The organism is Nocardia sp. NPDC004340 (assembly GCF_053602575.1).
Map to the genome: position 1 here is coordinate 203,640 of NZ_JBSGDW010000005.1, position 15,727 is coordinate 219,366.

At 68.1% G+C, this 15,727-nt stretch carries 18 protein-coding genes; 11 read left to right on the forward strand and 7 right to left on the reverse strand.

The features are described from left to right. Positions 1-11: 11 nt before the first annotated feature. From ACWEOI_RS21985 to ACWEOI_RS22005, 5 genes are all read right to left on the reverse strand, one after another. Positions 12-2,303 (reverse strand): FdhF/YdeP family oxidoreductase, encoded by a 2,292-nt coding sequence (locus ACWEOI_RS21985; RefSeq protein ID WP_452360799.1) that lies wholly within the window; start codon positions 2,301-2,303, stop codon positions 12-14. After that, the gene (locus ACWEOI_RS21990; RefSeq protein ID WP_452360800.1) at positions 2,303-3,364 is read right to left on the reverse strand and encodes an FUSC family protein; all 1,062 of its coding nucleotides are present in this window, start codon (positions 3,362-3,364) and stop codon (positions 2,303-2,305) included. The genes ACWEOI_RS21985 and ACWEOI_RS21990 overlap by 1 nt, the downstream gene beginning before the upstream one ends. A 126-nt stretch (positions 3,365-3,490) precedes the next feature. Then, on the reverse strand, positions 3,491-4,402 hold the full coding sequence (locus ACWEOI_RS21995) for a LysR family transcriptional regulator (protein ID WP_452360801.1): 912 nt from the start codon (positions 4,400-4,402) through the stop codon (positions 3,491-3,493). 31 nt (positions 4,403-4,433) lie between these two features. After that, positions 4,434-5,123, reverse strand: coding sequence for a DUF899 domain-containing protein (locus ACWEOI_RS22000; RefSeq protein WP_452360802.1), 690 nt, complete (start codon positions 5,121-5,123; stop codon positions 4,434-4,436). Positions 5,124-5,206: 83 nt separating this feature from the next. Beyond that, positions 5,207-5,734 carry a phenolic acid decarboxylase gene (locus tag ACWEOI_RS22005; RefSeq protein WP_452360803.1) on the reverse strand — a complete coding sequence of 176 codons (528 nt, stop codon included), beginning with the start codon at positions 5,732-5,734 and terminating at the stop codon, positions 5,207-5,209. Between the two features lie 111 nt (positions 5,735-5,845). Here ACWEOI_RS22005 and ACWEOI_RS22010 point away from each other — a divergent pair, with 111 nt between their 5' ends. Next, complete coding sequence (locus tag ACWEOI_RS22010; protein WP_433667389.1) at positions 5,846-6,019, forward strand: hypothetical protein; 174 nt, start codon at positions 5,846-5,848, stop codon at positions 6,017-6,019. Positions 6,020-6,082: 63 nt separating this feature from the next. Here ACWEOI_RS22010 and ACWEOI_RS22015 read toward each other — a convergent pair whose 3' ends face one another. Further along, complete coding sequence (locus ACWEOI_RS22015) at positions 6,083-6,682, reverse strand: hypothetical protein (protein ID WP_452360804.1); 600 nt, start codon at positions 6,680-6,682, stop codon at positions 6,083-6,085. 203 nt (positions 6,683-6,885) lie between these two features. Between ACWEOI_RS22015 and ACWEOI_RS22020 the strand changes: the two genes are divergently transcribed. Beyond that, positions 6,886-7,305 (forward strand): hypothetical protein, encoded by a 420-nt coding sequence (locus ACWEOI_RS22020; RefSeq protein WP_433667385.1) that lies wholly within the window; start codon positions 6,886-6,888, stop codon positions 7,303-7,305. Between the two features lie 243 nt (positions 7,306-7,548). Here the strand turns inward: ACWEOI_RS22020 and ACWEOI_RS22025 are convergent, their stop codons facing one another. Further along, the gene (locus ACWEOI_RS22025; RefSeq protein ID WP_433667383.1) at positions 7,549-8,313 is read right to left on the reverse strand and encodes an IclR family transcriptional regulator domain-containing protein; all 765 of its coding nucleotides are present in this window, start codon (positions 8,311-8,313) and stop codon (positions 7,549-7,551) included. Positions 8,314-8,362: 49 nt separating this feature from the next. Between ACWEOI_RS22025 and ACWEOI_RS22030 the strand changes: the two genes are divergently transcribed. The 9 genes from ACWEOI_RS22030 to ACWEOI_RS22070 all read left to right on the forward strand — a co-directional run bounded on the left by ACWEOI_RS22030 (position 8,363) and on the right by ACWEOI_RS22070 (position 15,725). Continuing rightward, positions 8,363-8,602 (forward strand): thiamine-binding protein, encoded by a 240-nt coding sequence (locus ACWEOI_RS22030; protein WP_213559929.1) that lies wholly within the window; start codon positions 8,363-8,365, stop codon positions 8,600-8,602. Beyond that, entirely contained in the window at positions 8,595-8,984 is a 390-nt protein-coding gene (locus ACWEOI_RS22035; RefSeq protein WP_433667381.1) for a helix-turn-helix domain-containing protein, read from the forward strand. The genes ACWEOI_RS22030 and ACWEOI_RS22035 overlap by 8 nt, the downstream gene beginning before the upstream one ends. 140 nt (positions 8,985-9,124) lie before the next feature. Further along, positions 9,125-10,468: a solute carrier family 23 protein gene (locus ACWEOI_RS22040; RefSeq protein ID WP_433667379.1), complete on the forward strand. Its 1,344-nt coding sequence runs from the start codon at positions 9,125-9,127 to the stop codon at positions 10,466-10,468. Positions 10,469-10,595: 127 nt separating this feature from the next. Further along, entirely contained in the window at positions 10,596-11,093 is a 498-nt protein-coding gene (uraD, locus tag ACWEOI_RS22045; protein WP_452360805.1) for a 2-oxo-4-hydroxy-4-carboxy-5-ureidoimidazoline decarboxylase, read from the forward strand. Continuing rightward, positions 11,090-11,425 (forward strand): hydroxyisourate hydrolase, encoded by a 336-nt coding sequence (uraH, locus tag ACWEOI_RS22050; protein WP_433667376.1) that lies wholly within the window; start codon positions 11,090-11,092, stop codon positions 11,423-11,425. Before uraD ends, uraH begins: the two co-directional genes overlap by 4 nt. 6 nt (positions 11,426-11,431) lie before the next feature. Further along, complete coding sequence (gene pucL / locus ACWEOI_RS22055) at positions 11,432-12,337, forward strand: factor-independent urate hydroxylase (protein WP_452360806.1); 906 nt, start codon at positions 11,432-11,434, stop codon at positions 12,335-12,337. Between the two features lie 46 nt (positions 12,338-12,383). Further along, a complete protein-coding gene (locus ACWEOI_RS22060; protein ID WP_433667372.1) occupies positions 12,384-13,790 on the forward strand; it encodes a solute carrier family 23 protein in 1,407 nt (468 codons plus the stop codon). 182 nt (positions 13,791-13,972) lie between these two features. Continuing rightward, complete coding sequence (locus tag ACWEOI_RS22065) at positions 13,973-14,794, forward strand: hydroxypyruvate isomerase family protein (protein WP_452360807.1); 822 nt, start codon at positions 13,973-13,975, stop codon at positions 14,792-14,794. A 40-nt stretch (positions 14,795-14,834) separates the two neighbouring features. Next, positions 14,835-15,725 (forward strand): 2-hydroxy-3-oxopropionate reductase, encoded by an 891-nt coding sequence (locus tag ACWEOI_RS22070; RefSeq protein WP_433667369.1) that lies wholly within the window; start codon positions 14,835-14,837, stop codon positions 15,723-15,725. Positions 15,726-15,727 lie beyond the last annotated feature (2 nt).

The window sequence follows — 15,727 nt, forward strand, 5'->3', positions numbered from 1 at the left end:
CGGGCGGGCTGTCAGCCGGAGCGTTCGATGGTGACGTTTACGTTCTTCATGATCGGCTGGTCGCTTTGGGTGCTGTAGTCGCCGATGGCGCAGAGGACGTTGAGTTCGGGCATGTAGCCGGCGGCGCAGCCGCGGGGGATGTCGTAGGGGATTGCCTTGTAGCGGTGGACTGTTCGGGTGGTGCCATTGCGGGCGATGCTGGTGATGTCGACTTCGTCGAACAGCTTCAGGTTGCGGTCGCGCATGTCGTCAGGGTTCATGAGGACCAAGGTGCGGAGGTTCTTGATGCCTCGGTAGCGGTCGTCGTGGGAGTAGATGGTGGTGTTCCACTGGTCGTGGGAGCGCATGGTGGCGAGGGTGAGGGTGCCGGGGGCGGGGGTGAGGTCGGGGAGGTCGGCGGTGGAGAATTCGGCTCGGCCGGAGGGGGTGAGGAAGACCAATTCTCGGGCGGGTTGTTTGATGCGGAAGCCGAGGGGGAGGCGGACTCGGCGGTTGAAGTCCTCGAAGCCGTCGATGACCTCGGCCATGGTGTCGCGGATGCGGTCGTAGTCGTCGACGTAGTGGTCCCAGGGGGTATTCGTCCGGGGGAGAGCGGCTTTCGCTACACCGGCGATGATGGCGGGCTCGGAGAGCAGGTGCGGGGAGGCGGGCTTCTTCATGCCCTTGGACAGGTGGACCATGGCCATGGCGTCCTCGACGGAGGTCTGCTGCAGGCCGGCGCGCTGTTCGTCGCGTTCGGTACGGCCCAGGCAGGGGAGGATGACGGCGCGGGCGCCGTGGACCAGGTGGCTGCGGTTGAGTTTGGTGCTGACCTGGACGGTCAGGGAGCAGCGGCGCAGCGCCTCGGAGGTGTAGGCGGTGTCGGGGGCGGCCAGGGCGAAATTGCCGCCCATGCCGACGAATACGGTGACCTTGCCCGCCTGCATCGCCTCGATGGTGCCGACGGTGTCGAGGCCGTGCGCGCGGGGCGGATCGATGCCGCACACCTCCGCCAGGCGATCCAGGAACTCCGGTTTCGGACGATGGTCGATGCCGCAGGTCCGGTTGCCCTGGACATTGCTGTGCCCGCGGACCGGGGACGGGCCCGCGCCCTCGCGGCCCAGATTGCCGCGCAGCAGTAGGAGATTCACGATCTCGCGGATGGTATCGACGCCGTGCTCGTGCTGTGTCACACCCAGGCACCAGCTGATGATCGAGCGGTCCGCCTCCCGGTAAATCTTTGCGGCACGGCGCAATTCGGCCTCGGTGAGCGCCGACTGCTCCTCGATCTCGGCCCACGGGGTGGCTTCCACCTTGGCGCGATAGGCCTCGAATCCGGTGGTGTGGCATTCGATGAACCGATGATCCAGCGCCTTCGGATCGGTCTTCGACTGTTCCAGAACAGCTTTGGCGATACCGCGGATCACCGCGAAGTCGCCGCCGATGCGGGTCTGCAGATTCAGGGTGCCGGTGGGAGTGGCATGGAAGGTCGCCATGTGCAGGAACTCGTGCGGGATGATGGTGCGCCGCGAACCGGCCTCGATCAGCGGATTGATGTGCACGATCTGGGCGCCACGACGATCGGCCTCGGCGAGCGCGGTGAGCATGCGCGGGGCGTTGGAGGCCGCGTTGACGCCCATGATGAACAGGGCGTCGGTGGTCTCCCAGTCCGCCAGGTCGCAGGTGCCCTTGCCGGTGCCGAGCGCGGCCTGCAGGGCGCGGCCGCTTGCCTCATGGCACATGTTCGAGCAGTCCGGCAAATTGTTGGTGCCCAGCTCGCGGGCCATCAGCTGGTACAGGAAGGTGGCCTCGTTGCCGAGGCGGCCGGAGGTGTAGAACGCGGCCCGGTTCGGGTCGTCCAGCTCGCGCAGGGTGCGTCCGACCAGCTCGAACGCCTCCTCCCACCCGATCGGGACATAGCGGTCGGTTTCCGGGTCGTAGGTCATGGGCTCGGTGAGGCGGCCCTGGTTCTCCAGGTCGTGGTCGCTCCAGCCGGACAGCTCGGTCACGGTGTGGGCGGCGAAGAAGTCCCGGTCGACCCGCTTGTGGGTCATCTCCCAGGTGACGTGCTTGATCCCGTTCTCGCAGATGTCGAGATGAATGCCCTTGATGGAATCCGGCCAGGCGCAGCCCGGACAGTCGAAACCGTCGTTCTCGTGATTCATCTTCAGGATCGCGCGCGTGCCCAGGATCGGCTCGCGCTCCTGGCCGATCATGAACTCGGTGACGGACTTGGCGGCACCCCAGCCGGCAGCGGGATGGTCGTACGGGTGGAAACTCGGCCCGCCGTCGGACTCGGTCCGGTTGGTGTGATCGATGGCCATCACAGATCCCTTCGACAACGTGCCTGCGGTCGGTGTGGTGCGGATCCAGTCGGTGATAGCCAGCGTAGATGTTCAGGGCCGACGGCCACCAGCACACCGACAGCAACACCCAGAACCGTGTCCACGCCGCGATCGATCAGCAGCCGCTCCGGACTGGTCACGACCGACAGACTGGTCATCAACATGATCAGCGGTGTGAAGAATCCGAGCGCCAGCGCGTAGTTGCGGGCCATGTACAGCTCGGTCGGGAACAGCAGCGCCAGCACCAGGGCGCCGGTGACCACCGGGCGCGGGCCGGGGATCAGCAGGACCGCCGACAACCCGAGCCCCAGGAAGGTCCCCGCGACCCGGTGCAGCCCCCGCGAGAGGTGAGCGCCGGCGTCGAGGGCCGCCAGCGGGACCGCGGCGGACGCCATGGCCCAATTCGCATGGCCCACACCCAATCCCAGACCCGCCAGACCGGCGCCGGAGACCGCGACGGCGTAGCGCGTCGCGTGCCGTGCACCGAAATGCGCACCCGGCCGTACGGATGCGGTTGCCGCGTCGACGGTTTCGCTGTCGAGGACGGCGAGCACCATGCACAGCACCGCGGTCACCGTGAACACCACAAGCGCCGGAAGGGGTTTCGCCAGACCCGCCGGTGTCAATGAGACCGCCCCGAGCGCGAAGATCGCGTAGAACGGGCCCGCGGGCCGGATCCCGCGGCGATCGGCCAGCAGCGAGGCCGCGGCCGCGAATCCGCTCTCGACCACCACCAGCACGACCGGCGCGACACCGGTCGCCGCCAGCAGCACGCCGATCCCGACACCGCCGCCGATGAGCAGGGCCGCCGACCGCTGATGCCGCCCCCGCTCGCGCCGCGAACTGCCGCGTCCGTACATGCCGACGAACGAGCCGAACATGGCGAAGATCAGCAAGTCGGTCCGGCCCAGGACCAGCAGCACCGACCCGGGGATCACCAGTCCCGTCGCGACGCGCAGCGCGTGCCGGGTGTGGTCGGCGGAGGGCCCGACGGTGAAGAACCCCGTTGCCGCCTCGCGGACCGCCAGCACCGCACGCACGTTCCCACTCCGCCTCTCGCTCGGTACCCGCGGCGATCGAGTCCGGCGGATGTAGAGATCAAGTGTTCGGCGCGGAGGGGTCCGGCGTCCAAGACGTGGCTGCTACCGGCTGATAGGTGCGGCCGATCAACCGAGGTCGAGGCCTGGTCCGGCGTCTAGACGGACGAGTCGCGAGGTTTCGGTGAAGGCGCGGATGATCAGCGGCACCGGCTCGGTCGCCAAGGTGACCAGCGCGATGGTCGCGGTCACCGGATCGCGCGGCCGCAGTACCCGCGCACCCGCCGGTGGCCGCGTCGCGCGCAGCCAGGACTCGGGCACGATCGTGGCCCAGCGTCCGGTGGCGACCTGACCGAACAGGGTCGCCACCGAATCGGTCTCCAGTCGCGGGTCGGCCGTGAGCCCGTGACCGGCCAGCGCGTCGTCGATCAGCTCGCGCCCGCGCATCCCCGGACGCAGCAGGCACAGCGGCAGTTCCACCACCTCGGCCCAGTCGACCGACGCGGTCGCACCGGTCAGCAGTCCCTCCGCGGCGAGCACGACATGGTCCTCGGAGTACAACGGCGTCACGGTCACGTCCGGCGAATCCCGGCCGTCGGGATAGACCAGTCCCGCATCGAGTTCGAAGCGCCGCAGCCGGTCGACGATGTCGGCCGACTCCAAGCCGGTGTCCACCCGCACCCGCACCAGCGGGTTGTCCGCGCAGAACGGCTCGGTGAGCCGGGCGACGGTGGCCGCGGCCGCGGGAATCACCCCCAGCCGCAGCTCACCGGTCAGACCGGTCTGCAGGGCCACGACCTCCTGCTGCAGCGCATCGCGATCGGCCAGGATCCGGCGGGCCCACAGCACCAGCCGCTCCCCTTCGGGAGTGAGCCCCTCGAAGGTGCGCGCCCGCTTGACCAGCGGCACCTTCAGCTCATGCTCGAGCTTGCGGATCGCCTCCGACAATGCCGGTTGCGACACGTAGCAGGCGGCGGCGGCTCGCGCGAAATGACGCTCCCGGGCGAGGGCGACGAAGTACTCGAGCTGCCGGAACAACATGACCACATTCGATCACGGCCGCGGCGGAGTCCTAGGGATTCGGGTCGCCGTAGGCGGCGGCGATGTCCTCGGAGGAGACCCAGCCGGAGTAGGTCGGGGACTGCGGCCACCCGGCCGGCGAGTCCTGCCACTCTTCCCGGCGTCCGTAGGGGAGCAGGTCGATGAGCGGGAAGGTGTGGGCGATCTGTTCCACCCCGCGGCCATTGGTGTGCCAGGTGCGGTAGACGGTATCGCCGTCGCGCAGAAAGACATTCACGCCGAAGCCGCCGCCGGGCGGTGCGTCGACGTCGCTGCCGAAGGTGCTGTTCGCCGTTGAGTACCAAGGCATCTGGTTGCCGACCCGGCGCTTGTAGGCGAGCGCCTCGTCGATCGGGCCCTGGGTGATGATGACGAAGCGGGCGTCGTAGTTGTCGAGGAAGTTGAAGCGGGTGAACTGGGCGGTGAATCCGGTGCAGCCGGGGCAGTGCCATTCCTTGCCCTCGAACCACATGTGGTTGTACACGATCAGCTGGGATCTGCCGTCGAAGATCTCGGCGAGGGTGATCGGGCCGTCCTCGCCTTCGAGGGTGTAGGTCGGGAGTTCGACCATGGGGAGGTGGCGGCGCTGGGCGGCGATGGCGTCCAGCTCACGGGTGGCGGCCTTCTCGCGGATGCGCAGGGCTTCGAGTTCTTTCCGCCAGGTGGCGGCGTCGACGATCGGTGGCAAGGGCTGGGTGCTCACGGAGGTCCTCCTGACCGGCTCACAGATTGCGTGCTGACAGTGAGGACGGGATCAGCGCGCGGAATTCATCGGTGTGGCCGAAGTCAGTTGGAGCGGTTGGCGTAATCGTGGGGGAGTCTGCCCGGGGGACGGTCGATGACGGTGTCGTCATCGGGGCTGCGGGCCTCCAGAAACGTGATGTGCCCGGTGGCCGCGACCATGGTCTGGGGGTAGGCGGGCCCGCGGTTACGGGCGGCGGTGATCTCCGGGATGTTGTCCTCGTAGCGGCCCAGGGTGAATTCGGGGTAGTCGAGCATCCACTGCGGGTAGCAGATGGTGGTGTGGACCCGGCGCTCGGTGAGCCAGGCGATGACCACGGTGACCGTACCGGTCGGTTCCACCCAGGCGAGTTTGAACAGGTCGTCGCCGAGCTGGACGATCTTCGCCGCCTGTTTGGTGGACCAGCGACCGAACATCGGACCCATCAGGCACCGGAACGCGACGGTCTGGGGATTACGGACGTACAGCTCGTACTTCCAGCCGTTCTCGTACGTGTAGATCAGGTGCTGCCCGACGATGCCCGTCAGGTCGCCGGCCCAGGCCGGTACGGTGGCGGCTTCCTCGGCGCTCATCGTGAACTCCTCTCGGCCGACCTGCGTCGAGCCCCGGGTGATCTCCGCCAGCCTATCCGCTGATCACACCGTTTCGAGGAAACCGAAGGGTGTTCCCGGTCGCGCGCTCAGTTGGCCGCCCACGGGCACCCGGACCAGCGGCAGCACACGCCGACCCTCGCGGGGGAGACGCGGCGCGCACAGCTCGACGAGGAGGTCTTCGGCTCGGTCCCCGCTCTGGCCGTGCTGGACGACCGGCAGTGGCGTGAGCTGTACGCGCTTCTGGAACTTGTAGCGTCTCAATAGGATCCGGCTGTTCCGAGCTTCAGCCGGGCGGTGCCGCCGGAATCGACGGCACCGCGGCCGCATTCAGCTCGCCGGTGCCGCCGGAGGTGCGGTGAGCAGGCCCTCCGCCGCTCCGACCGCGGCGCCGACCCCTGCGCCCAGCGCCGCGAACGGTGCGGCGACCATGGCGTAGCCGACCGCCGCGCCGAACACCGGAACGATCACCAGACCGATCGGTGCGAACGGCAAGCCGGCGACCAGACCCGCGACCACCCCGATGAGCGCGCCGGTCGCGGCGATCGGGCTCACGGCGGTGGCGCCGACGCTCGCGCCGATGAGGGAGTCGGTGATCACGGTCTTCGCCGTGTGCGTGGCCCGGGCATGGTCGACTCCGGCCGCTTCCAGGGCTTGCGTCAGCACCGATTCCGCGCTCGCCGAGGTGTCGTTGATCTGCTGGGTCTGCTCGGGCGTGAGGAAGAAGGGCTGGTCGAGCTTCATGGTGCCGATCCGGATCGACGAATCCGGGATGGGGGTGACGGGTTGGACGGCCGGGGCCGGCTCTTCGGCGAGAGCGGGTGCGGTACTCAGCAGGGACAGGGACAGGGGAAGTGCTCCGGCGACGGCATAGGCGGCCGCGCGCCGAAATGCCGGACGAACCGGACTTTTGGCCTGATGAAGGCCCATAAGAAACCTCATTCCGATGCATCGATGTCTGTCGCATCAGGATTCGAAGCCGGAGCCGGTTCGGATATGTCTCTGCCCCAATTTGCTGAAGATATGCCAGCGGGCTTCGGGGTGAACCCGGCAATCCGGGAATGGGCATGGCAGAATCGAATTCGAATTCGCCTGGTCAGAACGTCGTCGATTACTGCGTAGGAGATTCGGATATGAAATTCGCTCGTCGGTCGGCCGTTGCCGGAACGGTGCTCGCCGCCTGTGGATTGGCGGCCATCGGGACGGCCGCGGCCGACACCGTCACCATTCCCTTCCAGATCGACGCCGCGCCCTACGGAAACCCGAACGGCAGTTTCGACGCCTTCCCCGCCCGCTGCGCGGCGGTGCTCGGCGGACAGCCCGGGGCCGTGGTGGTCACCGGCGCCAAGTCCGGTGGCTGGGGCTGCTTCGTGTCCACGCCGGTCAACTGGATCAACCTGTCGACGGGGGCGACCGGGGTGGCGATGCTGTCCGACGGCCTGAACGGAATCCCGTCGGCCGCAACGATCGACACCGGCCCCGGCCGGGTGGCCCTGATGCTCGCGCCCGGCGGCACCTACACCCCCGGATTCGCGACATTCACCGTGCAATAACGCGCCCGCACCGAACCGGCTAGTACGGTCCTGAATTCGTTGGTCTGAATCACCTGCGTGACGAGCGAATGAGGATCCGTTGCGGGGGAAGATTGCCCGGAGCCTGCTGCGGGATGGATCGGCACTGGTCGCGGTCTGCGCGGCCGCCGGTCCGGCCCACGCGGATTCGGCGAATGCGGATGGGCCGCTGGATAGTTGCGCGCAGCTCGCACTGCCCGGGGTGGTTGGCCGGCGGCGTCGCGCTTACTGGAGATCGTCCGACAGGGCGGCGGCGACCTCCGCCAGCAGCGGCGCGGCGCGCTCGACGAGTTCTTCGGTCATTCGGCCGACGGGGCCCGATACCGAAATGGCGAGTCGGGCGGGGGCTTTCGGGACGGCGACCGCCACGCACCGCACTCCCAGTTCCTGCTCGCCCTCGTCCATGGCGTAGCCGGTTCGGGCGGCCTGGTCGAGCTGGCGGGCGAACTCCTCCGGGTCGGTGATGGTGGTGTCGGTGTAGCGGGGCATTCCGGTGCGCCGCAACAACTCCCGGGTCAGGTCCGGCGGGGATCCGGCCAGGATCGCCTTGCCGACCGCAGTGCAATGGGGGAGGACGCGGCGGCCCACCTCGGTGAACATGCGCATGGAGTGGCGCGACTGTACCTGTGCCACATAGACGATCTGGTCGCCGTCGAGCATGGCCATGTTCGCGGATTCGCCGAGCTCGTCGACCAGCCGCGCCAGGTGCGGGCGCGCGAGGACGGACAGCATCTGGGAGGAGCTCTCGCCGAGTTTGATCAGCTTGGGTCCGAGCACGTATTTGCGGGACGGCTCCTGGTGCAGGTAGCCCAGATCGACCAGGGTGCGGACCAGGCGGTGGATGGTGGGCAGCGGCAGCCCGGATTCGGTGGCCAGCTGGGACAGGCCCATCATGCCGCCCTCGTCGGCCATGAGTTCCAGCAGCCCGAACGCGCGCTCGATGGATTGCACACCCCCGGAACTGCCCTTCGGCTGCTTCGCTGCGGGCACCCCGGTCCTCCTTAGTTTTTCCGAATGCCGGAATAGTAGCCTGGGGCGCATGCGGCTACGCGCGGAGTTCACGACCGAACCGTTCCACGGCGAAGGGGAGGCCCCGCCGCATGCCCTGGCGGCGCTCGAGCTCGCCGAATCGGCCGGTCTGGAATGCGATTTCGGTCCGCTCGGCACCTCGGTGGCCGGGTCGGACGAGCGGCTGCTGCCGGTGCTGGGCGAGATCATGGTGACCGCCTTCGCGCACGGCGCCACCCGGGTGACCATGCAGGTCGAGCAGGATGACTGAACATTCGCCCGTGGACGCGTCGCACCCGGTCCTGGTGACCCTCGCGCCCCTGCTGGAGAAGACCGGCGGCCGTCTGGTGTCCGCCGGTGAGGCCGCCGCCGACGACGTCCCGCTGGTCTGGCAGGGCGAGACGCTGGCCTGCGTGCGTTTCGGTCAGCCGGAGGCCGACACCCTGGGCGGCCTGGAACGGCTGCTCGACGAGGTGGCCGGTGAATTGGGCGGCCCGCTCGCCGGGCTGCCGCGCGCCGAGAAGCAGCGTGCCGTGCGATTGCTTGAGGAGCGCGGCGCGTTCACCTTCCGCAAGTCCGCGGAGACCGTGGCGGCGGCGCTGGGCGTCACCCGCTTCACCGTCTACAACTACCTCAACCGCGAGCGCGCCTGACCGGTCCCGCGGCTCGGGTCATGGCGCTGACCGGGGATCTCTGTATATCTTCAACGAACTGTTGACGACCAGTGTGGCCCATGCCACTCTTCTCGGCTAGCGGAATGACCCTTCCGCGATCCGAGAGAGGCTGCGTTCCCATGGAAACAGAAGCGCCAGAACGACATCCGGTCGACGTCATCCCGCCGCCCTGGCAGCTGGTCGCCGGCGGCCTGCAGCACATCGCCGCCATGGTCGCCGGAGTCGTGGCGCCCCCGCTGATCGTCGGCGCGGCCGTCGGGCTGGGGACCAGCGACACGGTCCTGCTCATCACCGCAAGCCTGTTCACCGCGGGCCTGGCCACCCTGCTGCAGTCGCTGGGCTGGTGGAAGTTCGGCGCGCGGCTGCCGCTGATCAATGGCGGCTCCTTCGCCGCGGTCGGCCCGATCCTGGCCATCGCCAAGGACGCCGCGCCGGGGGAGGCGCTGCCGGTGATCTTCGGCGCGACCCTGGTGGCGGGCATGCTGGCGGTGTTCGCCGCGCCGTATTTCTCACGGCTGCACCGGTTCTTCCCGCCGATCGTGGGCGGAACCGTCATCTCGCTGATCGGGTTGTCGCTGCTGCCGGTCGCGCTGGGCTGGATCAGCGGCGCGGGGGAGGGTGCGATGGGGGAGGCGCACGTGCCGTTGAAGAACCTCCTCGTCGCCGCGATCGCCCTGGTCGTGGTGCTGTTGTGTCATCGATTCCTGAAAGGGTTCGGTCGGCAGCTCGCTCTGCTGATCGGGTTGGTCGCCGGGTCCTTGGCGGGATGGCCACTGGGACTGCTGGATACGGGCCCGGTGCGCTCCAGCGCGCTGGTCGGCTTCATTCCGCCTTGGCATTTCGGCGTTCCGCAGTTCCAGATCGGCGCGATCGTCTCGCTGTGCATCGTCATGCTCGTGGTGATGACCGAATCGACCGCGACCATGATGGCGCTCGGCGAGATCGTGGACCGGCCCGCGGAGGAGCACCACATAGCGGGCGGTCTGCGGGCCGCCGGACTGGGCACCGTGCTGGCCTCGGTGATGGGCGGATTCGCGTGCGGCGCTTTCGCGCAGAACGTCGGCCTGGTCGCGCTGACCAGGATGTACAGCCGTTTCGTGGTGGCCGCCAGCGGTGCGCTGCTGGTGCTGCTCGGGCTCTTCCCGGTGGCGAGCGCGGTGGTCGAGCTGGTGCCCAAACCGGCGCTGGGCGGGACGGGACTGGTGTTGTTCGGGACCGTGGCGGCCAGTGGCATCCGTACCCTCGCCAAGGCCGATCTCGGCGACCCGATCAATTCGCTCATCGTGGGCGTCTCGCTGTTCGTCGGGATGACCCCGACGGTTGCCCCTTCGTTCTATGCCGGTCTGCCGGGTCCGGTGTCGATCATCATGGCGTCCGGAATCAGCGCGGGCTGCCTGACGGCCCTGGTGCTGCATCAGCTGTTCCGCTCGCGCACGACCCCCGCTCTGGCCCCCTCGGCCTGAGCCGAACCAGTGCTCTGACCTGCGGCCCGTGTATATATTCAACAAACTGTTGACGAGTTGTTGTGGCCCGTGACACTCTTCTCGAGTGGCGGAATCACCCTTCCGTCATCCGAGAGAGGTAGCGCCGATGGTGACGTTGAGCGAATTCAATTCGACAGCCGGTGAACGACTCCGGCCGGATCTGCTGACCTGCTGCGACGTGCCCGAATGGGCCGACGCCGTGCTGGCGGACCGGCCCTACGCCGATATCGACGGCGTGCTCGCCCGAGCCGACGAACTGGCCGCCGGACTGTCCGGCGCCGACGTGGACCGTGCCCTGGCCGCGCACCCCCGGATCGGCGAGCGGGTCGCCGGCACCGGCACCGGATCGGCGTGGTCGCGCCAGGAACAGGCCGGGGTCGGGCAGGACGTGGCCGTCGCCGCTCAGCTGCTGGACGGAAACCGCGCCTACGAGAAGCGATTCGGCCGGGTCTTCCTGATCTGCGCCACCGGCCTGTCGGCCGAGCAGATCCTCACGAACCTGCACGAGCGCCTCGCCAACGACGATGCCGCCGAGGCGGCCGTGGTGGCCGGAGAATTGCGCAAGATCGCCGTCCTGCGCCTGCGAAAGGTCTTCGAACAATGAGCACCATTACGACGCACATCCTGGATTCCGCGCTCGGCAAGCCCGCCGCGGGCGTCCCGGTCCGGCTGGAACACCTCGGCCCCGAGACCCGGGTGCTGGCCGAGGGCAAGACCGATGACGACGGCCGCGTCCGCGACCTCGGCCCCGAGGGGCTGGAGGCGGGGAACTACCGGCTCACCTTCGACATCGAGTCCTATTCCGCCGCAACCCGACAGACCTACTTCTATCCCACGGTGTCGATCACGTTCACCGTGGCGGGCGAGCCGGGCGAGCACTACCACGTGCCCCTGCTGATGAGCCCCTTCGCCTATTCCACCTATCGAGGAAGCTGAACCCCTATGGCAATCAAGCTGGGACAGAACCAGTACGGCAAGGCCGAGAACCGGGTCGTGCGCGTCTACCGCGACACTCCGCGCCACCAGATCCGCGACCTGAACGTCTCCTCGGCGCTGCGCGGCGACTTCGCCGACGCCCACATCACCGGCGATCAGGGCGACGTACTGCCGACCGACACCCAGAAGAACACCGCCTTCTCCTTCGCCAAGGAGAAGGGCGTGCACTCCATCGAGGAGTTCGGTCTCACCCTCGCCGACCACTTCATCTCCCGCGCCCCCACCGCCACCGGCGCGCGCGTCGAGATCGAGGAATACGCCTGGGACCGCATCGAGGTCGACGGCTCCGGCCACGACCACTCGTTCGTGAAGTCCGGTCGGGGCATCCGCACCACCGTGGTGAACGTCGACGGCGTCGGCCCGGATCGGGTGGCGCACGTGGTATCCGGCGTCCGCGACCTGACCCTGCTCAAGACCACGGGCTCGGAGTTCCACGGCTTCTTCAAGGACAAGTACACCACCCTGCGGCCGACCAATGACCGCATCATGGCGACCTCGCTGGTGGCCAAGTGGCGCTACAACCACACCGACGTCGACTGGGACAAGACCTACGACGCCATCCTCAAGACCATCCTGCGGCAGTTCGCCGTGGTGCACTCCCTCGCGCTGCAGCAGACCCTGTACTCCATGGGCCGCGCCGTGCTCGAGCAGTTCACCGAGGTCGCCGAGATCCGTTTCTCCGCACCGAACAAGCACCACTTCCTGGTGGACCTGAGCCCGTTCAATGTCGAGAACCCGGGCGAGGTCTTCATCGCCGCGGATCGCCCCTACGGCCTCATCGAGGCCACCGTCGAGCGCGACGACGCTCGTGAGTCCGGCAACGCCTGGCTCGCCACCCCCGGCTTTTGCTGACCAGGCAGAGCCTGATTCCCCTCTTCCTGATCTAGGAGGTGCGGCGATGGGTGATGACCAGAGCCGCGTGTCAGTGACCGTCACCCGACCCGAGGATGCGCGACATTCGGTGGGGCAGTTGGCGATCTACGGAACTCAACACATTCTCACGATGTACGGCGGAGTGATCGCGCCGCCGCTGATCGTCGGCGGTGCGGCCGGGCTCTCGGTGTCGGACATGGCGCTGCTGGTGACAGCGGGCTTGTTCGTCTCCGGCCTGGCGACCCTGCTCCAGACCCTGGGCATCGGGCCGATCGGCTCCAGATTGCCCATTGTGCAAGGCATTTCGTTCGCGAGCGTCTCGACGATGGTGACCATCGCGAGCGACGGCGGACTCCGGCCGGTGTTCGGGGCGATCATAGTCGCCGGCTTGATCGGCCTGGTGTTGTCCAGCTTCTTCGCCAAGCTGGTGCGCCTGTTCCCGGCGGTGGTGACCGGGACGATCATCACGGTGATCGGACTCTCGTTGCTGCCCACCGCGTTCCGGTGGGCGATGGGCAACAATCCGAAGGCCGCCGACTACGGATCGGTGGGCAATATCGGCTTCGCCGGGCTCACGCTGCTCATCATCCTGGTGATCAGCCGGGTGTTCCAGGGCGCGATCTCGCGGCTGTCGATCCTGCTGGGTCTGGCGGTCGGCACGGTCCTCGCCCTGCTCACCCATCACGCCGACTTCGGTGCGGTGAGCACGGCGAAAATCGTCGCGCTGCCGCCGATCCTGCACTTCGGCGGGCCGACCTTCGAGGTCGGGGCGATCGTGTCCATGACCATCGTGGTGCTGGTGATCATGACCGAGACCACCGCCGACATCCTCGCCATCGGCGAGATCGTCGGCACCGAGGTGGATTCGGCGCGGGTGGCGGCCGGCCTGCGGGCCGACATGCTGTCCACCACGGTCGCGCCGGTGTTCGGCAGCTTCCCGTGCAGCGCCTTCGCGCAGAACGTGGGGCTGGTGGCGCTGACCGGCATCAAGAGCCGATTCGTGGTCGCCGCGGGCGGTTTGGTGCTGGTGCTGCTGGGCCTGTTCCCGGTGGTGGGCGCGGTGGTGGCCGGGATTCCGTATCCGGTGCTGGGCGGCGCGGGCATCGTGCTGTTCGGATCGGTGGCGGCGAGCGGTATCCGCACGCTGGCGCGGGTGGATTTCACCGACAACCTGAACATGGTCATCGTCGCGGTGGCCCTGGGTGTCGGCCTGATTCCCATTGCGGCGCCGACGTTCTGGGACAAGTTCCCGACCTGGCTCGGGGTGATCATGCACTCCGGGATCAGTGCCACCGCCGTGGTGGCGATCGTGTTGAACCTGGTGTTCAACGAGATCACGCGCGGAAACAAGGCGGGCGCTTCGGTGTTCGCCGCGGTCGAGGATCGGAAGGACGATCTGGGCGAACGCCTGGACGACGACATCCGCGACTGAGTCGAGTGGGATCCGCGCTCGATTCCGCAACTTCGTATATTTCCCGCTCTACCGGCCGGTAGCTCCCGGAACTCTCTTGACGGGCTTGTTCCGGGAGCTCTAGCATTTTCATATCCCGAAAAAACATTTCCGCATTATGGAAAACAGCGGAGAACCTGCGGGAACGACTGGAGGGATTCCTGATGACCCACACGCTGAACTACGCCGTGAACTGCTCGCTGCTGTACACCGAGCTGCCCGTCCTGGAGCGCCCGGAAGCCGTGCGGCAGGCCGGATTCGACGCCATCGAGTTCTGGTGGCCGTTCGCCGAGGCGGTCCCGTCCGACAAGGATGTGGACGCCTTCGTGACCGCGGTCCAGAACGCGGGCGTGCAGCTGATCGGCCTGAACTTCTTCGCCGGTGACATGCCGGGCGGCGACCGCGGCCTGGTCTCCTGGCCGGCTCGCGCGGCGGAGTTCAAGGACAACATCGACGTCACCGTGGGCATCGGAGAACGCCTGGGCACCAAGGCTTTCAACGCTCTCTACGGCAACCGCGTCGAAGCCGCCACCGCCGAGCAGCAGGACGAGCTGGCTGTCGAGAACCTCTCCGCCGCAGCGCTGGCCGCCGCCCGCATCGGGGCCACCGTGCTGGTCGAACCCGCCTCCGGCGCACCGCGTTACCCGCTGCTGACCGCCGCCGACGGTCTCGCCGTCATCGACAAGGTGCAGGCGCATTCCGGGGTATCGAACATCGGCCTGCTCGCCGACCTCTACCACCTCGCCGTCAACGGCGACGACGTGGACAAGGTGATCACCGAGCACACCGACCGCATCGCCCACGTGCAGATCGCCGACAACCCGGGCCGCAACGAGCCCGGCACCGGTGAACTCCAGCTCGAGCTCCAGCTCACCGACCTCGCGTCGCGCGGCTACCGCGGATGGGTCGGCCTCGAGTACAAGCCCTCCGGCCGTTCCGAGGACGCCTTCGAATGGCTGCCGCGTGACCGCCGCGCCGCCAAGTAGACCGAAAACTCTTGACATTCACCGACTTAGGGAACAGATCATGACCAACATCGCTTTCATCGGCCTCGGCATCATGGGCAGCCCGATGGCCGTCCACCTGCAGAACGCCGGCCACGCCGTCAAGGGCTTCGACCGCAACCCGGCCCAGGCGCAGCCGCTGGTGGACGCGGGCGGCCGGGCCGTCACCTCCATCGCCGACGCCGTGCGCGGCGCGGACGTCATCGCCGTGATGGTGCCGGACTCCCCGCACGTGCAGGAAGTCCTGGCCGGGGAGAAGGGCGTTTTCGAGACCGCCGAGCCCGGCGCGCTGATCATCGACTTCTCGTCCATCCGCCCGGACGTCACCCAGGAGCTGGCCAAGCAGGCCGCCGAGCGCGGCTTCCGGCTGCTCGACGCCCCCGTCTCCGGTGGTGAGCCGGGCGCGGTCAACGCCACCCTGTCCATCATGGTCGGCGGTTCGGCCGAGGACTTCGCCTCCGCCCAGCCGCTTTTCGACAAGGTCGGCAAGACCGTCGTGCACGTCGGCACCAATGGCGCGGGCCAGACCGTGAAGGCTGCCAACCAGCTGATCGTGGCCACCAATATCCAGGCCGTGGCCGAGGCCGTGGTCTTCCTCGAGGCCTACGGCGTCGAGCTGGGCCCGGCGCTGGACGTGCTCGGCGGCGGCCTGGCCGGTTCGGCCGTGCTGAACCAGAAGCGCGACAAGATGATCAACCGCGAGTTCGCGCCCGGCTTCCGCATCGACCTGCACCACAAGGACATGGGCATCTTCACCACCGCCGCCCGCGAGGCCGGTCTGGTGACCCCGGCCGGCTCGCTGATCGCGCAGCTGGTCGCCTCGGCCCGCGCCAACGGCGACGGCCACCTGGACCACTCTGCCCTGCTGCGCGGCGTGGAGCGCCTGAGCGGCGCCCTGGACAAGGAGAACTGAGC